Raw genomic sequence first — 17,948 nt, 5'->3', positions numbered from 1 at the left:
GAGGCGTCAGAGCTTCGCGAGCTCCTCCGCGACCAGCCTGAGCTTCTCGGCGGGCACCGTGCCGCCCGCCATGGCGGCGACGTCGATCAGCGGGGTCGGCCCCAGGAACTGCAGGAGCTCCGAGTCCGCGATCCCGGGCAGGTGCCGTTCGAGGACCTCCGCCGCCACCGGGTCGCCGAGCAGCGCCGCCACCGGGGTCCGCAGGGACAGGCGCCCCTCCGGGTAGTCCTCGGCGCGCGGCAGCGGCAGCGCGGCCCGCCGGGCCTGCTCGCGCTGGGCCCGTACGAGCAGGTGGTCCCCGGTCACCGGCCCCTCGGCGGGCAGCCCGAGCCGCGCGTACTGGCTCGGCGGCGCCTCGTTCGCGCGCATCAGCTCCACGAGCAGCGTCGCGAGCCGCAGTTCGGCCTCGTCGTCGACGACCGGGTCCAGCTGCTCGGGATCCGTCTCCAGGTCGAAGAGCAGGGTGCCGTGCCGGTACGGGTCGACGAAGGTCCGTCCCGCCATTCGCAGGGTGCGGACGCCCTTGGTGAAGCCGAACGGCTCGGCCAGCTCCAGGTCGGCCAGTTCGGCGGGCGTGAAGCGGCCCCGCATGTGCGTCGGCATCAGCGTGTGCTCCTCCAGCGGGGTGTTGGAGGCGGCGACGGGCGCCCGCATGTAGACGTACCGGCCGTCGGTGACGTTCACGTGCCCGCCGTGGATGCCGAAGAGGCCCGCCTCCCGCACGGCGGGGGACCCGGCGGCGAGGGGCAGCGGGGAGCCCTGCACGTCGGCCGGGCGCTCGACGCCGAAGAACTCCAGGAGCGTGGGGGCCAGGTCGACGGTCTGCACCAGGGCGTCGCGCCGCTCGCCCGCGCCGCCCGTGCGCGGGTCCCAGACGAACAGCGGCAGGTGGACCAGCTCGTTGTACCAGGGCTGCACGGACTTCCCCCACCAGCCCTTCTCGCCGAGCAGCAGTCCGTGGTCGGTGTTGACGACCAGGAGCGTGTCGTCCCACAGTCCGTGCTCGTCCATGGCGTCCAGGACCCGGCCCAGCGAGTGGTCGCACATGGAGAGCAGGGCGGCGTACTCGTACCCGGCGTGGGCGACCTGCTCGTCGCTCTCCACGACCCGCTTGTAGTCGGGCCAGTCGAAGTGCGGCCCGTCGTAGGCGTGCGGGTAGAGGTCCTTGTACCGCTGGTGGCTGAAGAACGGCTCGTGCGGGTCGAAGGTCTCGATCTGCACGAACCAGCGGTCCTCGGCGCGGTTGGTGCGGATGAACTCCAGGCCCGCGTCGAAGGTGAGGGTCTGCGGGTGCCGGTCCTCGGTCGCCATGTGGGGCCGGTTCACCCAGTCCTGCCGGTAGACGGCCGGGCGGAAGCGCTTCAGGTCCTCGGGGATCTCCGGCTCCGCGACCTGCCCCTTCCACGGGTCGCCCTCCTGTCCCCGGAAGAACTCCCAGGTGCTGTAGCGGCCGTGGTAGGTGGCGCCGCCGTCCTCCCAGTAGTGCGGGTGGTCGCTGGCGAGGTGGGTGTGGACGCCGTTCCGCTTGAGCAGCTCGGGCATCGAGTCGTCGAACGGCTCCAGCGGCCCCCAGCTGCGGTGCAGGAAGTTGTACCGCCCCGTGTGCAGTTCGCGGCGGGCCGGCATACACGGCATCGATCCGGCGTAGGCCCGGTCGAAGGTCACCGTACGGGCGGCGAGCCGCGTGAAGTTCGGGGCGTGCGTCCGGTCGCCGCCGTACGGCGGCAGCATCCGCCGGTTGAGACTGTCGAACATGACCATGATCGCCCTCATCGGACGGACTTCCCTTCTGCCGGGCCCGCGAGGAGCGCGCGCACGTGCTCCAGCCACTCCACCCACCGGTCCACCGAGGCGGCCCCGTGCCGGTGCATCTCCTCGAAGACCCGCCGGGCGAGCCCCTGGTCCACCTCGGGCAGCGGGTCCTCGAAGACGAGGGTGCGGTCCCGGTCGCGGTTGCGGGCGATCTGCGCGCGCCGGTGGGCGAGTTCGGTGTCGATCAGCCGCAGGGCCGCCTCCCGGTCCAGGGAGGCGGCGAAGGCGAACCGGGTGAGGAAGTCCGGGTCCTGGAAGCGGCTGACCGGCTCGTACGGGGAGCGCACCCAGGCGAGGAGGGCCTCGCGGCCCACCTCCGTCAGCCGGTACACCTTGGCGTCCGGCCGTCCCTCGCGCGGATCGACCCGGTAGTCCACCAGGCCGTCGGCGACCATCCGGCCGAGGAGCCGGTAGATCTGGCTGTGGTGGATCCGCGAGCGGATGAACTGCCCCTCCGTCTCGACCCACTTGAGCAGGTCGTATCCGGAGAGCGGACGGAACGACAGCAGGGCGAGCAGCCCGTACTCCAGGGCCACGGCTCCTCCTCACCGGCTATGTGCGGAATCACGTATGTGCGGTGATTCCTATCGGCACGGGGACGGTGGGGGCAACGGGTCCGGGTGCCCCTTATCGCGCTGTTCACAATCGCGGCGACGGCGGGGGAGCGGAGGATCAGCCCAGTTCGGCCTCGATCAGGTCGGCCGCGTGCCGGGCGCCGCCCTCGCGGGCCATCGACTCCTGGATCTCGCGCGCGCGGCGGGCCACCCCGGGATCGCCGGCGAGCGCGAGGACGGACTCCCGCAGCCGCTCGGGGGTCACCTCCTCCAGCGGCAGGTGGCGCGCCACGCCCAGGGACCGGAGCATGTCGGCGTTCCCGAACTGGTCGGTGGCCAGCGGCACGGCCACCATGGGGGTGGCGGTGGCCAGGCCCTCCTGGCTGCCGCCCGCGCCCGCGTGGGTGACGAAGGCGTCGGCCTGCCGCAGGATCGACAACTGGGGCACCCAGGAGTGCACTTCCACGTTGTCCGGCAGGGCGCCGAGCTCGGACGGGTCGACGAACTTCCCGATCTGCAGGACGACGTGCCAGCCCGGCAGGTCGCCGAACGCCTCGACGCAGGCCCGGTAGAAGCCGGGCTGCTTGGTGAAGGCGGAGCCCAGCGAGACCAGGAGCACCTTCTCCGCACCGGCCGGCCGCTCCCACTCGCCCTGGTCGGCGCGCTCGCCCTGGCAGGCGCCGACGAAGGTGTAGACGGACTCGTCGACCCGGTCGGCCAGCGGCTGGAGGGCGCGCGGGATGAGGACGATCGCGCGGCGCGGCCGGGCGACGAACCGGTCGGGGTGGGTGTCGATGCCGTGCCCGGCGAGCCACTCCTCGAACCGGGCGTAGTACGCCTTGCCGCGCGGCGAGGCCTTGAGCTCGGCGTACATCGGCTCGGCGACCTCCTCCTCGTACCCCTCCCACGGCACGAGGTTCGGCCAGAGGGAGACGGCGGGGACGCCCCACGTGTGGGCGAGGACGGGGGCCGGGTACGAGGTGATGTCGTGGAGCACCAGGTCCGGCCGGTCCCCGTCGAAGGCCTCGGCGAGCTGGGGGAGCGCCTGCACGGCGTCGGCCAGGAACGGCTCGATGTTGTCGATGAGTTCGGTGCCCCAGGCCTCCGGGTCCGCGTCGGTCGGCAGCGTCGAGGTGTAGACGACGGGGGTGGCCCCGGTCTCCGCGACCTTGGCGGCGAAGGAGGCGGGGACGGCGTAGCTGACGCGGTGGCCCCGGGCGACGAGCTCGCGGATGACTTCCAGGCTGGGGTTCACGTGGCCGTGGGCGGCGATGGAGAACATGGCGATGTGGGCGGGGGAAGCGGTGGTCATGACGACCACCTTAGGCGAGACGATACGTATCGTCTAGCTGTTTTCGCGAAAGGCCGGGTCCGGTGGTCCGGCGCCCGGCGGGTTTCTTCCGGCGGGTGCCGCCGGACGGTCGGCGTTCACCGTTCGGAGTGGTCGGCGTCTCCCTTTATTGACGAGGTCATGCCACGATGGCGCGTGCCGTGCGGCACCCCGCGCCGCCGTACGCCCCCGCAAGACCCCGCCCGACGCCGTCCGACCCAAGGGGGCGCAGTTGAAGACACCCGCGTACGCCGCCCGGGGCGCCCTCGCCCTCGCCGGTGCCCTCGCGCTGATCGTCGCCCTCCCGAGCAGCGCGCTCGCCGCACCGCCCCCCGCCCTGCCCGGCAACGCCGACGCACTGGAACGGGCCTTCCAGCCGGCCTTCGACTACGACACGGACGGCTGCTACCCCACCGCCGCCATCGGCCCCGACGGCACGCTCAACGGCGGCCTCAAGCCGTCCGGCGCCCTCAACGGCCAGTGCCGCGACGCCTCCGACCTCGCCTCCACCAACGGATACTCCCGCGCGAAGTGCGACAACGGCTGGTGCGCGATCCTCTACGGCCTCTACTTCGAGAAGGACCAGGCGGTGGCCGGCAGCGGCCTCGGCGGACACCGCCACGACTGGGAGCACGTCGTGGTGTGGGTGCGCGACGGCCGGGCGGAGTACGTCTCCACCTCCGCCCACGGCAAGTTCAACACCTACGCCCGCGACCGGATCCGCTGGGACGGCGACCACCCCAAGGTCGTCTACCACAAGGACGGCATCGGCACCCACTGCTTCCGCCCCGCCAACACCAACGACGAACCGCCCGAGAACCACCGGCACACCTGGCAGTTCCCGACCCTGGTCGGCTGGAACGGCTACCCCGCAGGCATCCGCGAGAAGCTCGTCTCCGCCGACTTCGGCAGCGCCCACTTCGGCCTCAAGGACGGAAGCTTCGCCGACCACCTCGCCAAGGCCAAACCCGCCGGGATCACCTTCGACCCGAACGGCTGACCCACCCCCCTCCGGACGATCACGAAGGGATGAATCCACGGCGATGGCGCCCCGCCGGACACGACGGGGCGCCACGCTGCCGACGTGCGCAAAGAAGGCAACAGGGTCGTTCCCGGACAGCGGAACGCCGCACGGGGCCCAGGAACGGACCGGGCCGCGAACACCGCGAACGCCCGGCCCCGGCCGCCGTACCCCGCCCCCTCCGCGGAGGCGCGCCTCCGCTACTGGTTCGACACCACCCTCGCCCGCGGCATACCGGCGCTCTGCGGCTGGCTCGCCCTCGGCTGCCTGGCGCTCGTCGTCCCCGTCAGCGCCCTCCTCGTCTGGACCGACCAGCGTGCCCCCGCCACCCTCGGATCGAGGATCGCGGCGGTCTGGCGCAGCACCGGACAGACCATGCGCCTGGGCGGCGAGGTCGGACCGCCCCTGCGCGTCGCCCTGTCCGTCCTCCTCGCCCTCATCGCCCTCCTCTACGTCTCCACCCTGGTCAGCCTGATCACCACCGGCCTCACCGACCGCCTGATGGCCCTCGATCGGGGCCGGGCCGCGATCCTGGAGCGCGGCCACACCGTCGTCCTCGGCTGGTCCGAGCAGATCCCGACCGTCGTCTCCGAACTGGTCGCCGCCCGCACCGGCCGCCACCGCCGCGTGATCGCGGTCCTCGCCGACCGGGAGAAGGCCGCCATGGAGGAGGACCTGCACACCACCGCCCGCGCCGCGGGCCGCACCCGCGTCCTGTGCCGCACCGGCCGCCCCGCCGACCCCGTGGCCCTCGCCCGGGTGAGCCCGGCCACCGCGGACTGCGTCCTCGTCCTGCCGCGCGACGACCCCCGGGACGACGCCGAGACCGTCAAGACCCTGCTCTCCCTCTCGGCCGCCCTGGGGGAGGACCGGCGGGTCCGCGTCGTCGCCGCCGTCCGCGACGACCGCCACCTCACCGCCGCCCGGCTGGCCGGCGGCCCCCGGACCACCGTCCTGGACGTGGACGACATCTCGGCCCGGCTCGTCGTCGACTGCGCCCGGCAGCCGGGGCTCTCCCTCGTCCACCAGGAACTCCTCGACTTCGCCGGACACGAGTTCCACACCCTGCGCGACCCCCGCCTGTCCGGCCTGACCTTCGAGGAGGCCGCCGGGTCCTGCCCGGAGTCCATCGCCGTCGGCATCGCCCACGACGACGGCACCGTGACGCTCAACCCGCCCCTCCCCGCCCGGTTCCGGGACGGCGACGACCTCCTCGTGATCGCCCGGGACGCGTACTCCACCCGGCTGACCGACCTCCCCGTGCCCCACGACCCGAGGGCCCTCACCCACGCCCCGCCCCCGGCCCCCGCCCCGGCCGAACGGGTCCTCCTCCTCGGCTGGAACCGCAGGGCGCCCCGGATCGTCGACCAGCTGTCACGGCGCACACCGCCCGGCTCGACCCTCGACGTGGTGGCCGCGCCGCGCGCCGCGACGGCCGCCGCCGTCCGGTCCGTCGCCGAGGCCCTCGCCTCCCGGATGCCGGTCCGCCACCATCCCGGGGACCCCGCGCTGCGGTCGACGACCGACGCCCTCGACCTCACCGGCTACGACGTCGTCATCGTGCTCGGCCCCGACCCCCGCCCCGGCCGCGGCGACCCGGACGACCGGACGCTCGTCACCCTCCTCCACCTGCGGGCCAGGGAGGAGGAGAGCGGCCGCCGCATGCCCGTCGTCACCGAGATGACCGACGACCGCAACCGGCTGATCGCGCCCCGGTCCTCCGCGGCCGACTTCGTCGTCAGCGGCAGGCTCGTCGGACTCCTCATGACCCAGATCTCCCAGAACCCGCACCTGACCGCTGTGTTCGAGGAACTCCTCTCCCCGGCCGGCAACACCCTCCACCTCCGCCCGGCCGCCCACTACGTCACCACCGGCCGGACGACCTCCTTCGCCGCCGTCGCCGCGTCGGCCGCCCGCCGCGGCGAATGCGCCATCGGCTACCGCTCCGCGACCGCGACCGACCACGGGATGCGCCTCAACCCGCCCAAGACCCGCGTACGGTACTGGCACGCGGAGGACCAGGTCGTCCTCATCGCGCCGGGCGACTGACACCCGGACCGGCTCCCTCGGCCGCATCCGGGAACACCTATGGTGGACGACGACGTCATGGCGGGTGGACGCGCGCGTGAACACGGGGGGAAACGATGACGACGAAGGCCGGCGACGGCGACGACTGTGCCGTGCCCGAGGGCGGTCTCATGCAGGTCGGATACGCGTGGGACGAGGGCGAGGGGCTCATGGCCGAGGCCCGCGACCGCGCCACCGCCTTCCTGGAGAAGGCCCGCACGGTCTGGGGCGTGCCCGTCTCCCCGCGCGCGACGGAGCTGACCCAGCTGGTCGTCAGCGAACTGGTCACGAACGCCCGCAGGCACGCCCCGGGCCCGGTCCTGCTGCAACTGCGCATCGGCGCCGGGACCGTGGACGTCGTGGTGTGGGACAGCGAGCCCACGGTCCCGGAGGCCCACGGCGCCGATCCGGACCGGGTCGGTCAGCACGGCCTGGAGATCGTCAAGGCCGTCGCCCTCGACCTCCGGGTCCGCCGGGAGCCGGTCGGCAAGCGCATCACGGCCCGCATCGACCTGTCCTGAACCCACCCGCTCCCGGACGTCGGGAGCGGGCCCGGCGTCCGGGCGCGGGCGTCAGGGGCGCGGGCGGGCGGCGGTGTCGAGGTAGAAGGCGTCGATGCTCTGGACGGCCTGCTCGAACTCCTCCAGGTTGACCGGCTTGGTCACATAGGCGTTGGCGTGGCTGCTGTACGCCCCGGTGACGTCGTCGGGCGCCGTCGAGGTGGTCAGGACGACCACGGGAATGGTCTGGAAGCTCTCGTCGGACTTCAGGACCTTCAGCAGCTCCCGGCCGTTCATCCGGGGCATGTTCAGGTCGAGGACGATCAGGTCGGGCCGCGCGGTGTCCGGGGCGCGCAGGTGCTCGAGGGCGGCGACCCCGTCGGTGACCTGGACCAGATTGCGGGCCCCGCGCTCGGAGAGTGCCTCCTCGATGAGCATGGCGTCGGCGACGTCGTCCTCGACGAGCAGGACGTCGAAGGGGCGGGCGGGGGTGGTCATGATCGGTCGCTCCGTGGGTTTGTCGTGTGAGTGGTCGAAGAGCCCCGGCCAGCGGCGGCGGGCACCCTGGCGGGTCATGCCGCAGGCCGCGCCGAGCTGCGGATAGCCGGCTCCCGCGCGGGCGCCGGCCTCGACCGCTTCCTGCTGGAGCCGTTCGGCGGCCTTCTGGACGTGGTCCAGGACGTGGAGCAGGGCCAGGGCCTGCGCACGGTCGTCCGGTGCCGGGCGCGAGTGATCGTTCAGGAGACGCTGGACGAGGCGCTGCGCGAGCTCGCCGACCGCCGCCTCCGCTGCGGCGGCCGTTTCCTGCGGAGTGGTCCGCAACACGAAGTTCTTGCCTGGCACACCCGGCACTCTAGGTCCCCGGGCCGCCCGGCGACAACAACCGTTGTCGCCCATTACAGTGATCGCGCCGCACCTTCGGCGGCTGTCGCAGTGAAGGAGTCCACACCATGACCGGCGAGGGGAAGCGACCGCGCGAGCGGGGACTGTCCGCATGGACGACCCGGCGGTGGCTTCGCGTGGGCGCGGCCATATCCCTGGTGGTCCTGACCCTGCTCGGGGTGACCGGAGGCTGGATCCTTCTGCGCACCGAGTCGCTCAGCAAGGAACTCGTGGACGTGCGGTCCCCCGCGCTCACCACGGCCATCCGCCTGGAATCGGCGGTCCTCAACCAGGAGACCGGGATCCGCGGCTACGGCCTGACCGGCACCCCCGACTTCCTCACCCCCTACCGGGAGGGACTCGCCGAACAGGAGTCGCGCACCGCGCAGCTCTCCGGGCTCCTCGCCGGCGACCGGGCGGCCCTGGCCGACCTCGGGACCGTGCGCGAGGCCGTGACCACGTGGCAGGAGCGGATCGCGCGGCCGATCGCCGCCGCCCCGCCCGGCTCGTCCTCCCCGCTGGCCGTCGAGCGGGCGGCGGAGGGCAAGAAGACCTTCGACGCCGTACGCGCCGCCCTCGGCGCGCAGCAGGAGCGCCTGCGGGCGGACCGCGCCCGCACCAGGGACGACCTGATGACCATGATGGGCGTCCGGAACTGGGTGTTCGGTGCCATCGCGGTGCTCATCGCCGTCCTGACGGCCCTGATCTTCGAAGGGCTGCGCCGGGGCATCAACGAACCCCTCGACCGGCTCGGCTCGGACGCCCGGACCATCGCGGGCGGCGACTTCGAGCACCCCATCACCCCGTCCGGCCCCGCCGACCTGCGGCACCTGGGCGAGGAGATCGACTCCATGCGCCGCCGCCTGGTGCGGGAACTGGCCTTCACCGAAGAGGCCCGGATGCGCCTCGACGCCCAGGCCGCGGACCTCCAGCGCTCCAACGCCGAACTGGAGCAGTTCGCGTACGTGGCGTCGCACGACCTCCAGGAGCCGCTGCGCAAGGTCTCCAGCTTCACCCAGCTCCTCCAGCGGCGCTACGGCGGACAGCTCGACAGCCGGGCCGACCAGTACATCGACTTCGCCGTCGACGGGGCGAACCGGATGCAGATCCTCATCAACGACCTGCTCGACTTCTCCCGCGTCGGACGCCTGCACAACGCCCACGAGCCCATCGACCTCGACGACGTCCTGGAGCGGACCCTGTCCGCGCTGAGCGTCGGCATCGAGGAGGCCGGGGCGACGATCACGCACGACCCGCTGCCGACCCTGGTCGCCGACCCCACCCAGATGGGAATGCTCTGGCAGAACCTGATCGGCAACGCCGTGAAGTTCCGCCGCCCGGACGAAGCCCCGCGGATCCGCGTCACGGCGGCCCGGGAGGGCGAGCTGTGGCGGTTCACCGTCACCGACAACGGCATCGGCATCGCCCCCGAGTACGCCGACAAGGTCTTCGTGATCTTCCAGCGGCTGCACACCAAGGACGTCTACTCCGGCAGCGGCATCGGCCTCGCGATGTGCAAGAAGATCGTCGAGTTCCACGGCGGCACCATCGCCGTCGACACCGAGTACCGCGACGGAGCGCGCATCACCTTCACCCTGGCGACCGAACCGCCGGAGACGGCCGGCCCGGCCGTCGTGCCGCAGGCCGACCGCTCCGGCACGGAGCGGAAGCGATGACCACGACCGCGATCGGCCGGACCACCGCGCCCCACGAACCGACGTACCGCATCCTCCTGATCGAGGACGACCTGGGCGACGCCCTGCTCGTCGAGGAACTCCTCCACGACACGGGACTGCGCTTCGAGCTGACCACCCGGACCACCCTGGCCGAGGCCCGCGCCGAACTGGCCGGAACGTCGATCGACTGCATCCTCCTCGACCTGCACCTGCCCGACGTGTCGGGCACCGACGCGGTCACCACGGTCCGGGCCATGGCCCCGCACACCGCGGTCATCGTCCTGACCGGCCTCGCCGAGGCGCAGGCGGGCCCCGACGCCATGGCCGCCGGAGCCCAGGACTACCTCGTCAAGGGAAAGGTCGAGGCGGACCTGCTGCACCGGACCGTCCGCTACGCCGTCTACCGGAGCGAGACCGAACGCGCGAACTCCGAGGCCCAGGCCGCCCGGCTGCGGGCGGAGGAGAACGCCCGCCTGGAGCGCGGCCTGCTGCCCCAGCCGATCCTCGACACCTCCACGGTGAAGGTGACCTCCCGCTATCTGCCGGGCGCCTCCCTCGCCCTGCTCGGCGGGGACTTCCTCGACGTGGTGGAAGGGGACGACGGACTGCTGCACGCCGTCGTCGGCGACGTCAGCGGACACGGGCCCGACGCCGCAGCCCTCGGCGTCTGCCTGCGGATCGCCTGGCGCTCCCTCGTGCTCGGCGGCCACCGCGGCGACGACCTGCTGCACCTGATGGAGCGCATCCTGCTCGCCGAACGCGGCGGCCAGCAGATGTTCGCCACCTGCACCCTCCTCACCCTCGACCAGAACGCCGGCACCGCCACCCTGCACCTCGCCGGCCACCACGAGCCCCTCCTCACCACGCCCGAGGGGACCCGGGAACTGGAGGCCGCCCACGGCATCGCCCTGGGCATCTTCCCCGGGCCGCACCGCTGGCCCGCCACGGTCGTCCCGCTCCCCGCCACCGGCGCCCTCACCCTCTACACCGACGGCCTCACCGAGGGCCACAGCGGAACGGCGAACGAGCGGCTCGGCGTCGAGGGACTCCTCGACCTGATCGCGACCCTGCCGGCGGAGGACCCGGCCGTCCAGGTCGACCTCCTCATCAAGGAGACCCACGAACTGAACGCCGGCCGGCACTCCGACGACCTCGCCGTCCTGCGCCTCGACTGGGGAATCCCGCCGCCGCGCGCCTGAGCGGGGTTCACCCCCGTCGTGCGGCGGGCTTGCGCGCCTCGATCAGGGTCCGGGCGGAGTGGGCCACGAACGGCCCCTCCGCGCGGATCCGGGCGTCCAGCTCGCGCAGCCGGGACAGATGGGCGTCGACCGTGAACCCGGGCACGATCCAGATCACCTTGCGCAGGAACCAGACGACCGCGCCGACGTCGTGGAACTCCATCCGCAGCCGCTCGGTGCGCAGGTCCACCACGTCGAGCCCGGCCGCCCGCGCCGCCGCGGCCTCGTCGTCGGGGTGGCGCGCCCGGGCGGCCTCCGGCTGCGGACCGAGGAAGTACTCCACCACTTCCCAGACGCTCGCGGGCCCGACGTGCTGGGCGAAGTAGGTGCCGCCCGGCCGCAGGACGCGGGCGATCTCCGACCACCACACGGTCGCCGGGTGCCGGCTGGTGACCAGGTCGAAGGCGGCGTCCCCGAAGGGCAGCGGCGGCTCGTCGGGATCGGCGACCAGCACCACCCCGCGCGGGTGGAGGAGTTCGGTGGCCCGGGCCACGTTCGGGGGCCACGACTCGGTGGCCGCCGTCGTCGGCGGCAGCACCGGCACCCCGGCCAGGACCTCACCGCCGCCCGTCTGGACGTCCAGCGCCGCCGAGGCGGCGGCCAGCCGCTCGGCCAGGAGCCGGTGGTAGCCCCAGGAGGGGCGTCGCTCGGTCGCCCGCCCGTCCAGCCAGGAGAAGTCCCAGCCGTCGACCGGGGCCTCGCGGGCCTCCGCCACGAGTTCTTCGAAGGTGCGCGTCATCCCCTCATCATCCGACACGGCCGCCCCGCCGACGGCCCCCGGACGAGGGACCCGTGACCGGACCATGGTCACGGAGGCCCGCGACGGGCACCCTGGACGGCACCGCGGCGGACGGCCCGAGCGCCCCGCCCACGACGGGAAGGGACGACCCCATGCCCCCGCACTTCGGCGACTACCAGAACGAGATCTACTTCGAGGGCCTCTTCGGCACCGTCCCCGCGCTGCCGATGACCTTCGCCGAACTGGAGTCGAAGGCGCGGGCCGCCCTGCCGCCCTCGCTCTGGTCGTACGTGGCCGGCGGCGCGGGCGACGAGCACACCCAGGAGGCCAACGCCGCGGCCTTCCGCAACTGGGGGCTCGTCCCGCGCATGATGGTGGGCGCCGCGCGGCGCGACCTGTCGGTCGACCTCTTCGGCATGGCGCTGCCCTCGCCGCTGTTCATGGCCCCCGTCGGCGTCATAGGCCTCTGCGCCCAGGACGGACACGGCGACCTGGCGACCGCCCGCGCTGCCGCCCGCACCGGCGTGCCGATGGTCGCCTCCACGCTCACCGCCGACCCCCTGGAGGAGGTCGCCGCCGCACTCGGCGACACCCCGGGCCTCTTCCAGCTCTACACGCCCACCGACCGGGCCCTCGCGGAGAGCCTGGTGCACCGCGCCGAGGCCGCCGGCTTCCGGGGCATCGTCGTCACCCTCGACACCTGGATCACCGGCTGGCGCCCCCGCGACCTCGCCACCAGCAACTTCCCCCAGCTGCGCGGACACTGCCTGGCCAACTACACCTCCGACCCCGTCTTCCGGGCCCGGCTTCCCAAGCCCCCCGAGGAGGACCCGCGCGCCGCCGTCGTGGAGTGGGCCGGGATCTTCGGCAAGCCGCTCGTCTGGGACGACCTCGCCTGGCTGCGCTCCCTCACCGACCTGCCGATCCTCCTCAAGGGCATCTGCCACCCCGAGGACGTCCGCCGCGCCCGGGACGGCGGCGTCGACGGCGTCTACTGCTCCAACCACGGCGGACGCCAGGCCAACGGCGGCCTGCCCGCCCTCGACGCCCTGCCCGGGGTGGTCGAGGCCGCCGACGGCCTGCCCGTCCTCTTCGACTCCGGCGTCCGCACCGGCGCCGACGTCGTCAAGGCCCTGGCCCTCGGCGCCACGGCGGTCGGCGTCGGCCGCCCGTACGCGTACGGACTCGCCCTCGGCGGTACGGACGGCGTCGTCCACGTCCTGCGCTCGCTCCTCGCCGAGGCCGACCTGATCATGGCCGTCGACGGCTACCCCGCCCTCGGCGACCTGCGCGCCGACGGAGCCCTGCGCCGCGTCTGACCCGCACCGGGAGAGGGCTCAGGAGGAGCGGCGCGCGCGGCGGCCCGCGAGGGAGGCGACCTTGCGCCGCCGCGCCTCGCGCTCGCGCGTGTGCCGGTCCAGCTCCTCCATGAGGCGGCGGCCCCGGTGGTCCGGGTCGAGCTCGTTCAGGACGCGGTCGATCTCGGCCAGCAGGGCGCCGTACAGCTGCCAGCGCCCCGGGTCGTCCGCCGCCTCCGCCCGCAGCATCCCGGCGGCCCGGTCGCGGGCCTCGCGGGCCGCGTCGAGCTGCTCGGCGAGACGGTTCTCCGCCGTCTCCGCGCCGGAGCTGGAGTGCGAGGTGACCAGGACCGCGAAGCTCACCAGGGTGTCCCCGAGGTACCGCAGCGCCTCCTGGAGGGTGCGGGCCGTCTCCGGGCGGAAGAGCACCGCCCCGTCCCGCTCCCGGGCCAGGTCCGTCAGGGTCCGGGTGAGGACCCGCAGCACCACGGCGGAGATCTCCAGGGTGTCGAGCCCCGTCCGCAGCACGATCCGGTGCAGCAGCCCCTCCTTCACGCGCGGGTTCAGCCGCAGGCTGTCCTCCGCCTGCCGCAGGGCCGCGTCCACGTCGGCGACGTCGTTGTCGAGGCGCCGCGCCTCGTAGAGCCGCGCCGCCGCCAGGTCCACGGACGTCGGCCCGTCGAAGTCGCCGAACGGATCGGGCTCGGCGGGCACGTCCGGGTCCGTCAGCTCCTCGCCGAGGCCCAGGAGGAGCTGGCGCATCCGCCGGGCCAGGTCCACGATCGAGTCCCCGGCGGTGTCCACCCACACCGGCGGCACGAGCACCATGTTGAACACCATGCCGACGATCGCGCCGATCAGGGTCTCCAGGACGCGGTCCCAGGCCGTGTCGGCGACCTGGGTGACCCCGAGGACCAGCATCGCGCTGATCGCCACCTCGGCGACGAACTCCTCCACCCGGACGAACCGCCCCACCACGAGGGCCGCCAGGATGACCATCGCGAGGCTCCACCACGTCAGACCGACGAGCACGCTGAACGCGATGGCGATGAGGACGCCGACGACGACGGAGTTCACCCGCCGCAGACTCGTCACGAGCGTCGAGTACAGCGTCACCTGCACCACGAGCAGCGCCGTCAGCGGCGCGGTCAGCGGCGCCGGTTCGGAACTGAGCTGGAGGGCGACGACGTACGAGATCGTCGCCGCCGCGGTGGAACGCAGGGTCTGGACCACGAAGGGGTCCCGCCGCTGGCGCTCCCACCACTGCCACAGGCGCCCTCGGCGCAGCGAGGCGAGCGATACGGAGCGGTGGGGCATGAAGTACTCCTCCTCCGGTGGGCGAGGGACGCGTCCCGGGTCGGGCGCGATCTTGTGCGCGCCTACCCGCCCGACGCCTCCGCACCGCGATGCTCCGTGCTGCCGCCCCGCGAAGGCGCTCCGACGCGCCGACGGGCCCCGACGAATCCCGCAGGTGGAGAGGCGGCCGGGGCCGCGACTGAACGGAGGCGTTCCGGGTAGCCGCCGGGTGCCCGTCCCGCACCACACCCGCGCCCCGTGAGGAGATCCCGACCATGGACCGCGACCGCGCCGCGCTCTTCGACGTCGACGGCACCCTGGCCGACACCAACCACCTGCACGCCGTCGCCTGGTGGGAGGCGCTCCGCCAGGGCGGCCACCGGGTCACCCTGCACGCCGTGCACCGGTCCATCGGCCTGCCCGGCGGACGGCTCCTCGACCACCTGCTCGGTCAGGACCGCGACCGCTCGGACGACGAACGCCTCAGCACCGCGCACGACACCCTCTACGGGACGTACTTCGAGCGGCTCCAGGCCTTCGACGGCGCCGCCGACCTGCTGCGCAAGCTCGCGGGCGACGGCTGGAAGGTGGTCCTGGTGACCTCGGCCAGGAGCCGGGAGCTGTCGGCCCTGCGCCGGGCGATCGACGCGGACGACGCCCTCACCGACACCGCCACCTCCGACGACGTCGACGAGGGCAAGCCCGCCCCCGACCCCGTCGAGCACGCCCTCTCCCTCGTGGACGTGCCGGCCGACCGGGCCGTGTTCGTCGGCGACAGCGTCTGGGACATGAAGGCCGCCACCCGCGCCGGAGTGACCGTCGTCGGGGTGCTGTGCGGCGGCATCCCCGAGGCCGACCTGACCGGGGCGGGTGCCGCCGCTGTCTACGACGGCCCGGCCGACCTCCTCGCCCGGCTCGACACCAGCCCCTTCGCCTCCGTGCCGCCGGCCTGAGCCGGGAGGCCCGCGCCGACCATCCCCGGCAGTTCCACCCGGGAGCGGATGCCCAGCCGGGCGAACACGCCCCGGAGGTGGTGGTCGACCGTGCGCGGGCTCAGCGTGAGCCGGCCGGCGATCTCCCGGTTGGTGGCGCCCTGCGCGGCCAGCCGGGCGATCCGCTGCTGCTGCGGCGTGAGCAGTCCCCACGCCGCCGGGCCGGCGGCCCCGCCGCCCGCCCCGCCCGTGGCGCGCAGCTCCGACCGGGCGTGGTCCGCCCAGCCGTCCGCCGCCGCCCGCTCGAAGGTGACGAGCGCGTCCCGCAGCGGCCCCCGTGCCGCGCCCGGACGCCGCCGGAGCCGCAGCCACGTCCCGTACGCGAGGAGGGTCCTGGCCCGCTCGAAGTCGTTGCCGCAGCCGTCGTGACGGCGGACGGCCTCCCCGAACCAGTACGCCGCCTCCCCGGCCTCCCCGGCCTCCCCGCCCTCTCCGCTCCGGGCGAGCAGCGCCCGGCAGCGGGCCAGCAGGGCCGGTGCCGGGCCGTCGACGCCGTACGCCGCCCAGACCGCGTACTCCCCGGCCGCCGTCCGGGCCTCGGCCGTCCGCCCCGCCGCGACGGCCGCCTCCACGAAACAGGGCACCACCAGCATCCGCAGCGCGAAGTGTCCGCCCCTGGGGCCTGAGCGGACGAGCGGAGCGAGCCGCGCGGCCGCCTGCGCGGCCTGCCCGCGCCCCAGCTCGTCCCGGGCCAGCGCCCACTCCGCGAGCGTCGCCGCCTGGGCGAGGCCGTGCGGGCGCGCCGTGTCGAGGGCGAGCCCCGCGTGCTCCGCCACCGCGTCACCGTCGCCCGTCACCGAGGCCACCAGGGCCAGGACGGCGTGCTGGTGGGCGGCGACGTTCCGTTGCCCCGTGCGCTCCGCCGCCCGCAGCCCCTCCCGGGCCGTGCGCGCGGCCCCGCTGTACCGCCCGTCCCGCAGCTCGGCGTACGCGAGGTGTTCGAGGGCGCGCGGCAGCAGGGCCGTACGGCGCTCCGCGCGGGCCCGGGCGAGCGCGCGGGCGTGCACCCGGGCGGCCGCCGCGGTGTCGCCGAGCACCAGCGCGGCCGACCCCGCCCGCAGCAGCAGCCGGGGATCGTCCTCGGCGCCGTCCCGCGCGACCACCCGCGCCAGGAGCGGTCGGGCCTCGTCGAACCGCAGGGTCAGGGCGGCGGCGAGCCCGTCGAGGAAGTCGCGCTCCGTCCCCCCGGCGTCCCCGCCGCGGTCGAGCGCGGCCAGGCAGGCGTCGGCGTCGCCCCCGGCCCAGGCGGCCTCCATCGCGAGGAACCGGGCGTCGGACGCCTCCGCCGGGGCCCGGCCCCGCAGCAGCTCCGCCGCCCGCAGGAGCGCCTCGTGCGCGTCCGCGACCGGCCCGTCCGCCAGCGCCGCCAGACCCCGTACGAGGTGCGAGCGGCCCCGGACCACGGGGGCGAGGGCGCGCACGGCGGCGGGCGGTCCGAGCCGGTCGGCGCGGTGCCGCTCGCCCCGGGCGAGCGCCGACGCCGTACGGGCCATACGGGGCGCGCCCGCCCGCCCGGCCCCCCGGTGCGGGGAGACCGGGGCCGCGGCGAGGACGGCCCGGCCGAGGAACGGGTCCTCGAAGCGGAGCAGTCCGTCGGCGCGGCGCAGCAGCCCGTCCGCGACCAGGCCGTCCAGCGGCTCCACGGGGGTGCGCGCCGCCCGCGCGCCGTCGAGGACGGCGTCGACGGGGACCCCGCAGGGCCGGGCCTCCGCGCGACCGGTCCGGCCCGCGAGCGCCACCACCGTGAGCAGCCGCCGGGAGTCCGCCGGCAGGTGCTCCAGGAAGCCGCCGTACACCTCCGTGAGGACGGCCCCGTCGACCGGCGGTTCCGGGAGGGGCGCGGCGCCCGCGAGCCGGGCGGCGCCGAGGCGCCGTACCGCCGCGACGAGGACGCCGGGGTGTCCCGCCGCCTCCTCGACGAGGCGCCGCACGACCGGTGGCGCCGGGGGAGGGGCGCACAGGTCGCCGAGGAGGGCCCGTGCGCCGTCCGGGCCGAGCCGCCCGAGCCGTACGGTCTCCGCCCCCGGCACCCCGGGCAGCCGGTGGTGGCGGGCGGCCGACACGAGCCAGCGGGGCCCGGGGCGGCCCGGCAGGGGCCCCCGCCGCCACGCCGCGGCGAGCGCGGCGCGCGAATGGGCGTCCCAGAGGTGCAGGTCGTCCAGGCAGAGCAGGACCGGACGGTCCCCGAGGAGCCCGGACACGGCCGCGGCGACGCCGTCCTCGCCCCGTGCGGTCCGCAGCGCCCGGCGTACGTCCGGAGCACCGGGCGCGAGGGCGGCGAACAGGGCTCGCGCACCGCTCCACGGCACCCGGTGGCCGGGCGCGGCGACCCGGTGCGCCGCGCCGGGGAAGTCGTCGGCCGCCCGGGCGAGCAGGGCGGAACGGCCCTCGCCGGGGCCTCCGGTGACGAACAGGACCCCGCCGCCCCCGGTACCGGTGGGGTCCCGGAGGCGGGCCACCGCGGCGAGTTCGGCCGCGCGGTCGTACAGGCGCGGTCCCGGGGCGGTGCCGTGCGTCGCTCCGCTCACCCCGGTCACGTTACC

13 protein-coding genes and 1 pseudogene are annotated in these 17,948 nt (G+C 74.7%); 7 read left to right on the top strand and 7 right to left on the bottom strand.

Features of this window, described 5'->3' with window-relative positions; translation table 11 throughout:
• Window positions 1-6: 6 nt before the first annotated feature.
• The 3 genes and pseudogenes from ACIQVI_RS19270 to mgt form a co-directional block, all read right to left on the bottom strand.
• Window positions 7-1,773, bottom strand: a complete 1,767-nt coding sequence (locus tag ACIQVI_RS19270; protein ID WP_403597206.1) for a sulfatase — start codon at window positions 1,771-1,773, stop codon at window positions 7-9.
• Window positions 1,770-2,348 (bottom strand): PadR family transcriptional regulator, encoded by a 579-nt coding sequence (locus ACIQVI_RS19265; RefSeq protein ID WP_403597203.1) that lies wholly within the window; start codon window positions 2,346-2,348, stop codon window positions 1,770-1,772. Before ACIQVI_RS19265 ends, ACIQVI_RS19270 begins: the two co-directional genes overlap by 4 nt.
• A gap of 136 nt (window positions 2,349-2,484) precedes the next feature.
• A pseudogene (mgt, locus tag ACIQVI_RS19260) lies at window positions 2,485-3,730 on the bottom strand (macrolide-inactivating glycosyltransferase); the annotation flags it as partial.
• 198 nt (window positions 3,731-3,928) lie between these two features.
• Between mgt and ACIQVI_RS19255 the strand changes: the two are divergent.
• The 3 genes from ACIQVI_RS19255 to ACIQVI_RS19245 all read left to right on the top strand — a co-directional run bounded on the left by ACIQVI_RS19255 (window position 3,929) and on the right by ACIQVI_RS19245 (window position 7,305).
• Window positions 3,929-4,696, top strand: a complete 768-nt coding sequence (locus tag ACIQVI_RS19255; RefSeq protein WP_403597200.1) for an NPP1 family protein — start codon at window positions 3,929-3,931, stop codon at window positions 4,694-4,696.
• 84 nt (window positions 4,697-4,780) lie between these two features.
• Window positions 4,781-6,766, top strand: coding sequence for an NAD-binding lipoprotein (locus ACIQVI_RS19250; protein ID WP_403597197.1), 1,986 nt, complete (start codon window positions 4,781-4,783; stop codon window positions 6,764-6,766).
• A gap of 95 nt (window positions 6,767-6,861) precedes the next feature.
• Window positions 6,862-7,305, top strand: coding sequence for an ATP-binding protein (locus ACIQVI_RS19245; RefSeq protein WP_351972204.1), 444 nt, complete (start codon window positions 6,862-6,864; stop codon window positions 7,303-7,305).
• Between the two features lie 51 nt (window positions 7,306-7,356).
• Here the strand turns inward: ACIQVI_RS19245 and ACIQVI_RS19240 are convergent, their stop codons facing one another.
• A complete protein-coding gene (locus ACIQVI_RS19240; protein WP_351972205.1) occupies window positions 7,357-8,127 on the bottom strand; it encodes a response regulator in 771 nt (256 codons plus the stop codon).
• A 107-nt stretch (window positions 8,128-8,234) separates the two neighbouring features.
• Here ACIQVI_RS19240 and ACIQVI_RS19235 point away from each other — a divergent pair, with 107 nt between their 5' ends.
• Window positions 8,235-9,842: a CHASE3 domain-containing protein gene (locus tag ACIQVI_RS19235; protein ID WP_403597192.1), complete on the top strand. Its 1,608-nt coding sequence runs from the start codon at window positions 8,235-8,237 to the stop codon at window positions 9,840-9,842.
• A complete protein-coding gene (locus tag ACIQVI_RS19230) occupies window positions 9,839-11,041 on the top strand; it encodes a PP2C family protein-serine/threonine phosphatase (protein WP_403597189.1) in 1,203 nt (400 codons plus the stop codon). Before ACIQVI_RS19235 ends, ACIQVI_RS19230 begins: the two co-directional genes overlap by 4 nt.
• A gap of 7 nt (window positions 11,042-11,048) precedes the next feature.
• On the opposite strand, the gene ACIQVI_RS19225 is transcribed toward ACIQVI_RS19230, so the two are convergent.
• A complete protein-coding gene (locus ACIQVI_RS19225; protein ID WP_403597186.1) occupies window positions 11,049-11,819 on the bottom strand; it encodes a class I SAM-dependent methyltransferase in 771 nt (256 codons plus the stop codon).
• Window positions 11,820-11,971: 152 nt separating this feature from the next.
• Between ACIQVI_RS19225 and ACIQVI_RS19220 the strand changes: the two genes are divergently transcribed.
• Window positions 11,972-13,138 (top strand): alpha-hydroxy-acid oxidizing protein, encoded by a 1,167-nt coding sequence (locus ACIQVI_RS19220; protein WP_403597183.1) that lies wholly within the window; start codon window positions 11,972-11,974, stop codon window positions 13,136-13,138.
• Between the two features lie 18 nt (window positions 13,139-13,156).
• On the opposite strand, the gene ACIQVI_RS19215 is transcribed toward ACIQVI_RS19220, so the two are convergent.
• Window positions 13,157-14,434 (bottom strand): aromatic acid exporter family protein, encoded by a 1,278-nt coding sequence (locus ACIQVI_RS19215; RefSeq protein WP_403597180.1) that lies wholly within the window; start codon window positions 14,432-14,434, stop codon window positions 13,157-13,159.
• A gap of 254 nt (window positions 14,435-14,688) precedes the next feature.
• Between ACIQVI_RS19215 and ACIQVI_RS19210 the strand changes: the two genes are divergently transcribed.
• Window positions 14,689-15,366 (top strand): HAD family hydrolase, encoded by a 678-nt coding sequence (locus tag ACIQVI_RS19210; RefSeq protein ID WP_351972211.1) that lies wholly within the window; start codon window positions 14,689-14,691, stop codon window positions 15,364-15,366.
• On the opposite strand, the gene ACIQVI_RS19205 is transcribed toward ACIQVI_RS19210, so the two are convergent.
• Window positions 15,297-17,933 (bottom strand): LuxR C-terminal-related transcriptional regulator, encoded by a 2,637-nt coding sequence (locus tag ACIQVI_RS19205; protein WP_403597176.1) that lies wholly within the window; start codon window positions 17,931-17,933, stop codon window positions 15,297-15,299. The two genes, ACIQVI_RS19210 and ACIQVI_RS19205, sit on opposite strands and share 70 nt — an antisense overlap.
• Window positions 17,934-17,948 lie beyond the last annotated feature (15 nt).

The sequence above is a fragment of the Streptomyces sp. NPDC098101 genome, assembly GCF_044760185.1.
Classification (GTDB): Bacteria; Actinomycetota; Actinomycetes; order Streptomycetales; family Streptomycetaceae; genus Streptomyces.
The sequence above is the reverse complement of the archived record's forward strand: the minus strand, read 5'-3'. Positions and strand labels throughout refer to the sequence as shown.

Coding starts and splice junctions, on each gene's coding strand:
- ACIQVI_RS19270 (WP_403597206.1), bottom strand. CDS start 1,773: ATGAGGGCGATCATGGTCATGTTCGACAGTCTCAACCGGCGGATGCTG.
- ACIQVI_RS19245 (WP_351972204.1), top strand. CDS start 6,862: ATGACGACGAAGGCCGGCGACGGCGACGACTGTGCCGTGCCCGAGGGC.
- ACIQVI_RS19235 (WP_403597192.1), top strand. CDS start 8,235: ATGACCGGCGAGGGGAAGCGACCGCGCGAGCGGGGACTGTCCGCATGG.
- ACIQVI_RS19230 (WP_403597189.1), top strand. CDS start 9,839: ATGACCACGACCGCGATCGGCCGGACCACCGCGCCCCACGAACCGACG.
- ACIQVI_RS19225 (WP_403597186.1), bottom strand. CDS start 11,819: ATGACGCGCACCTTCGAAGAACTCGTGGCGGAGGCCCGCGAGGCCCCG.
- ACIQVI_RS19220 (WP_403597183.1), top strand. CDS start 11,972: ATGCCCCCGCACTTCGGCGACTACCAGAACGAGATCTACTTCGAGGGC.
- ACIQVI_RS19215 (WP_403597180.1), bottom strand. CDS start 14,434: ATGCCCCACCGCTCCGTATCGCTCGCCTCGCTGCGCCGAGGGCGCCTG.
- ACIQVI_RS19210 (WP_351972211.1), top strand. CDS start 14,689: ATGGACCGCGACCGCGCCGCGCTCTTCGACGTCGACGGCACCCTGGCC.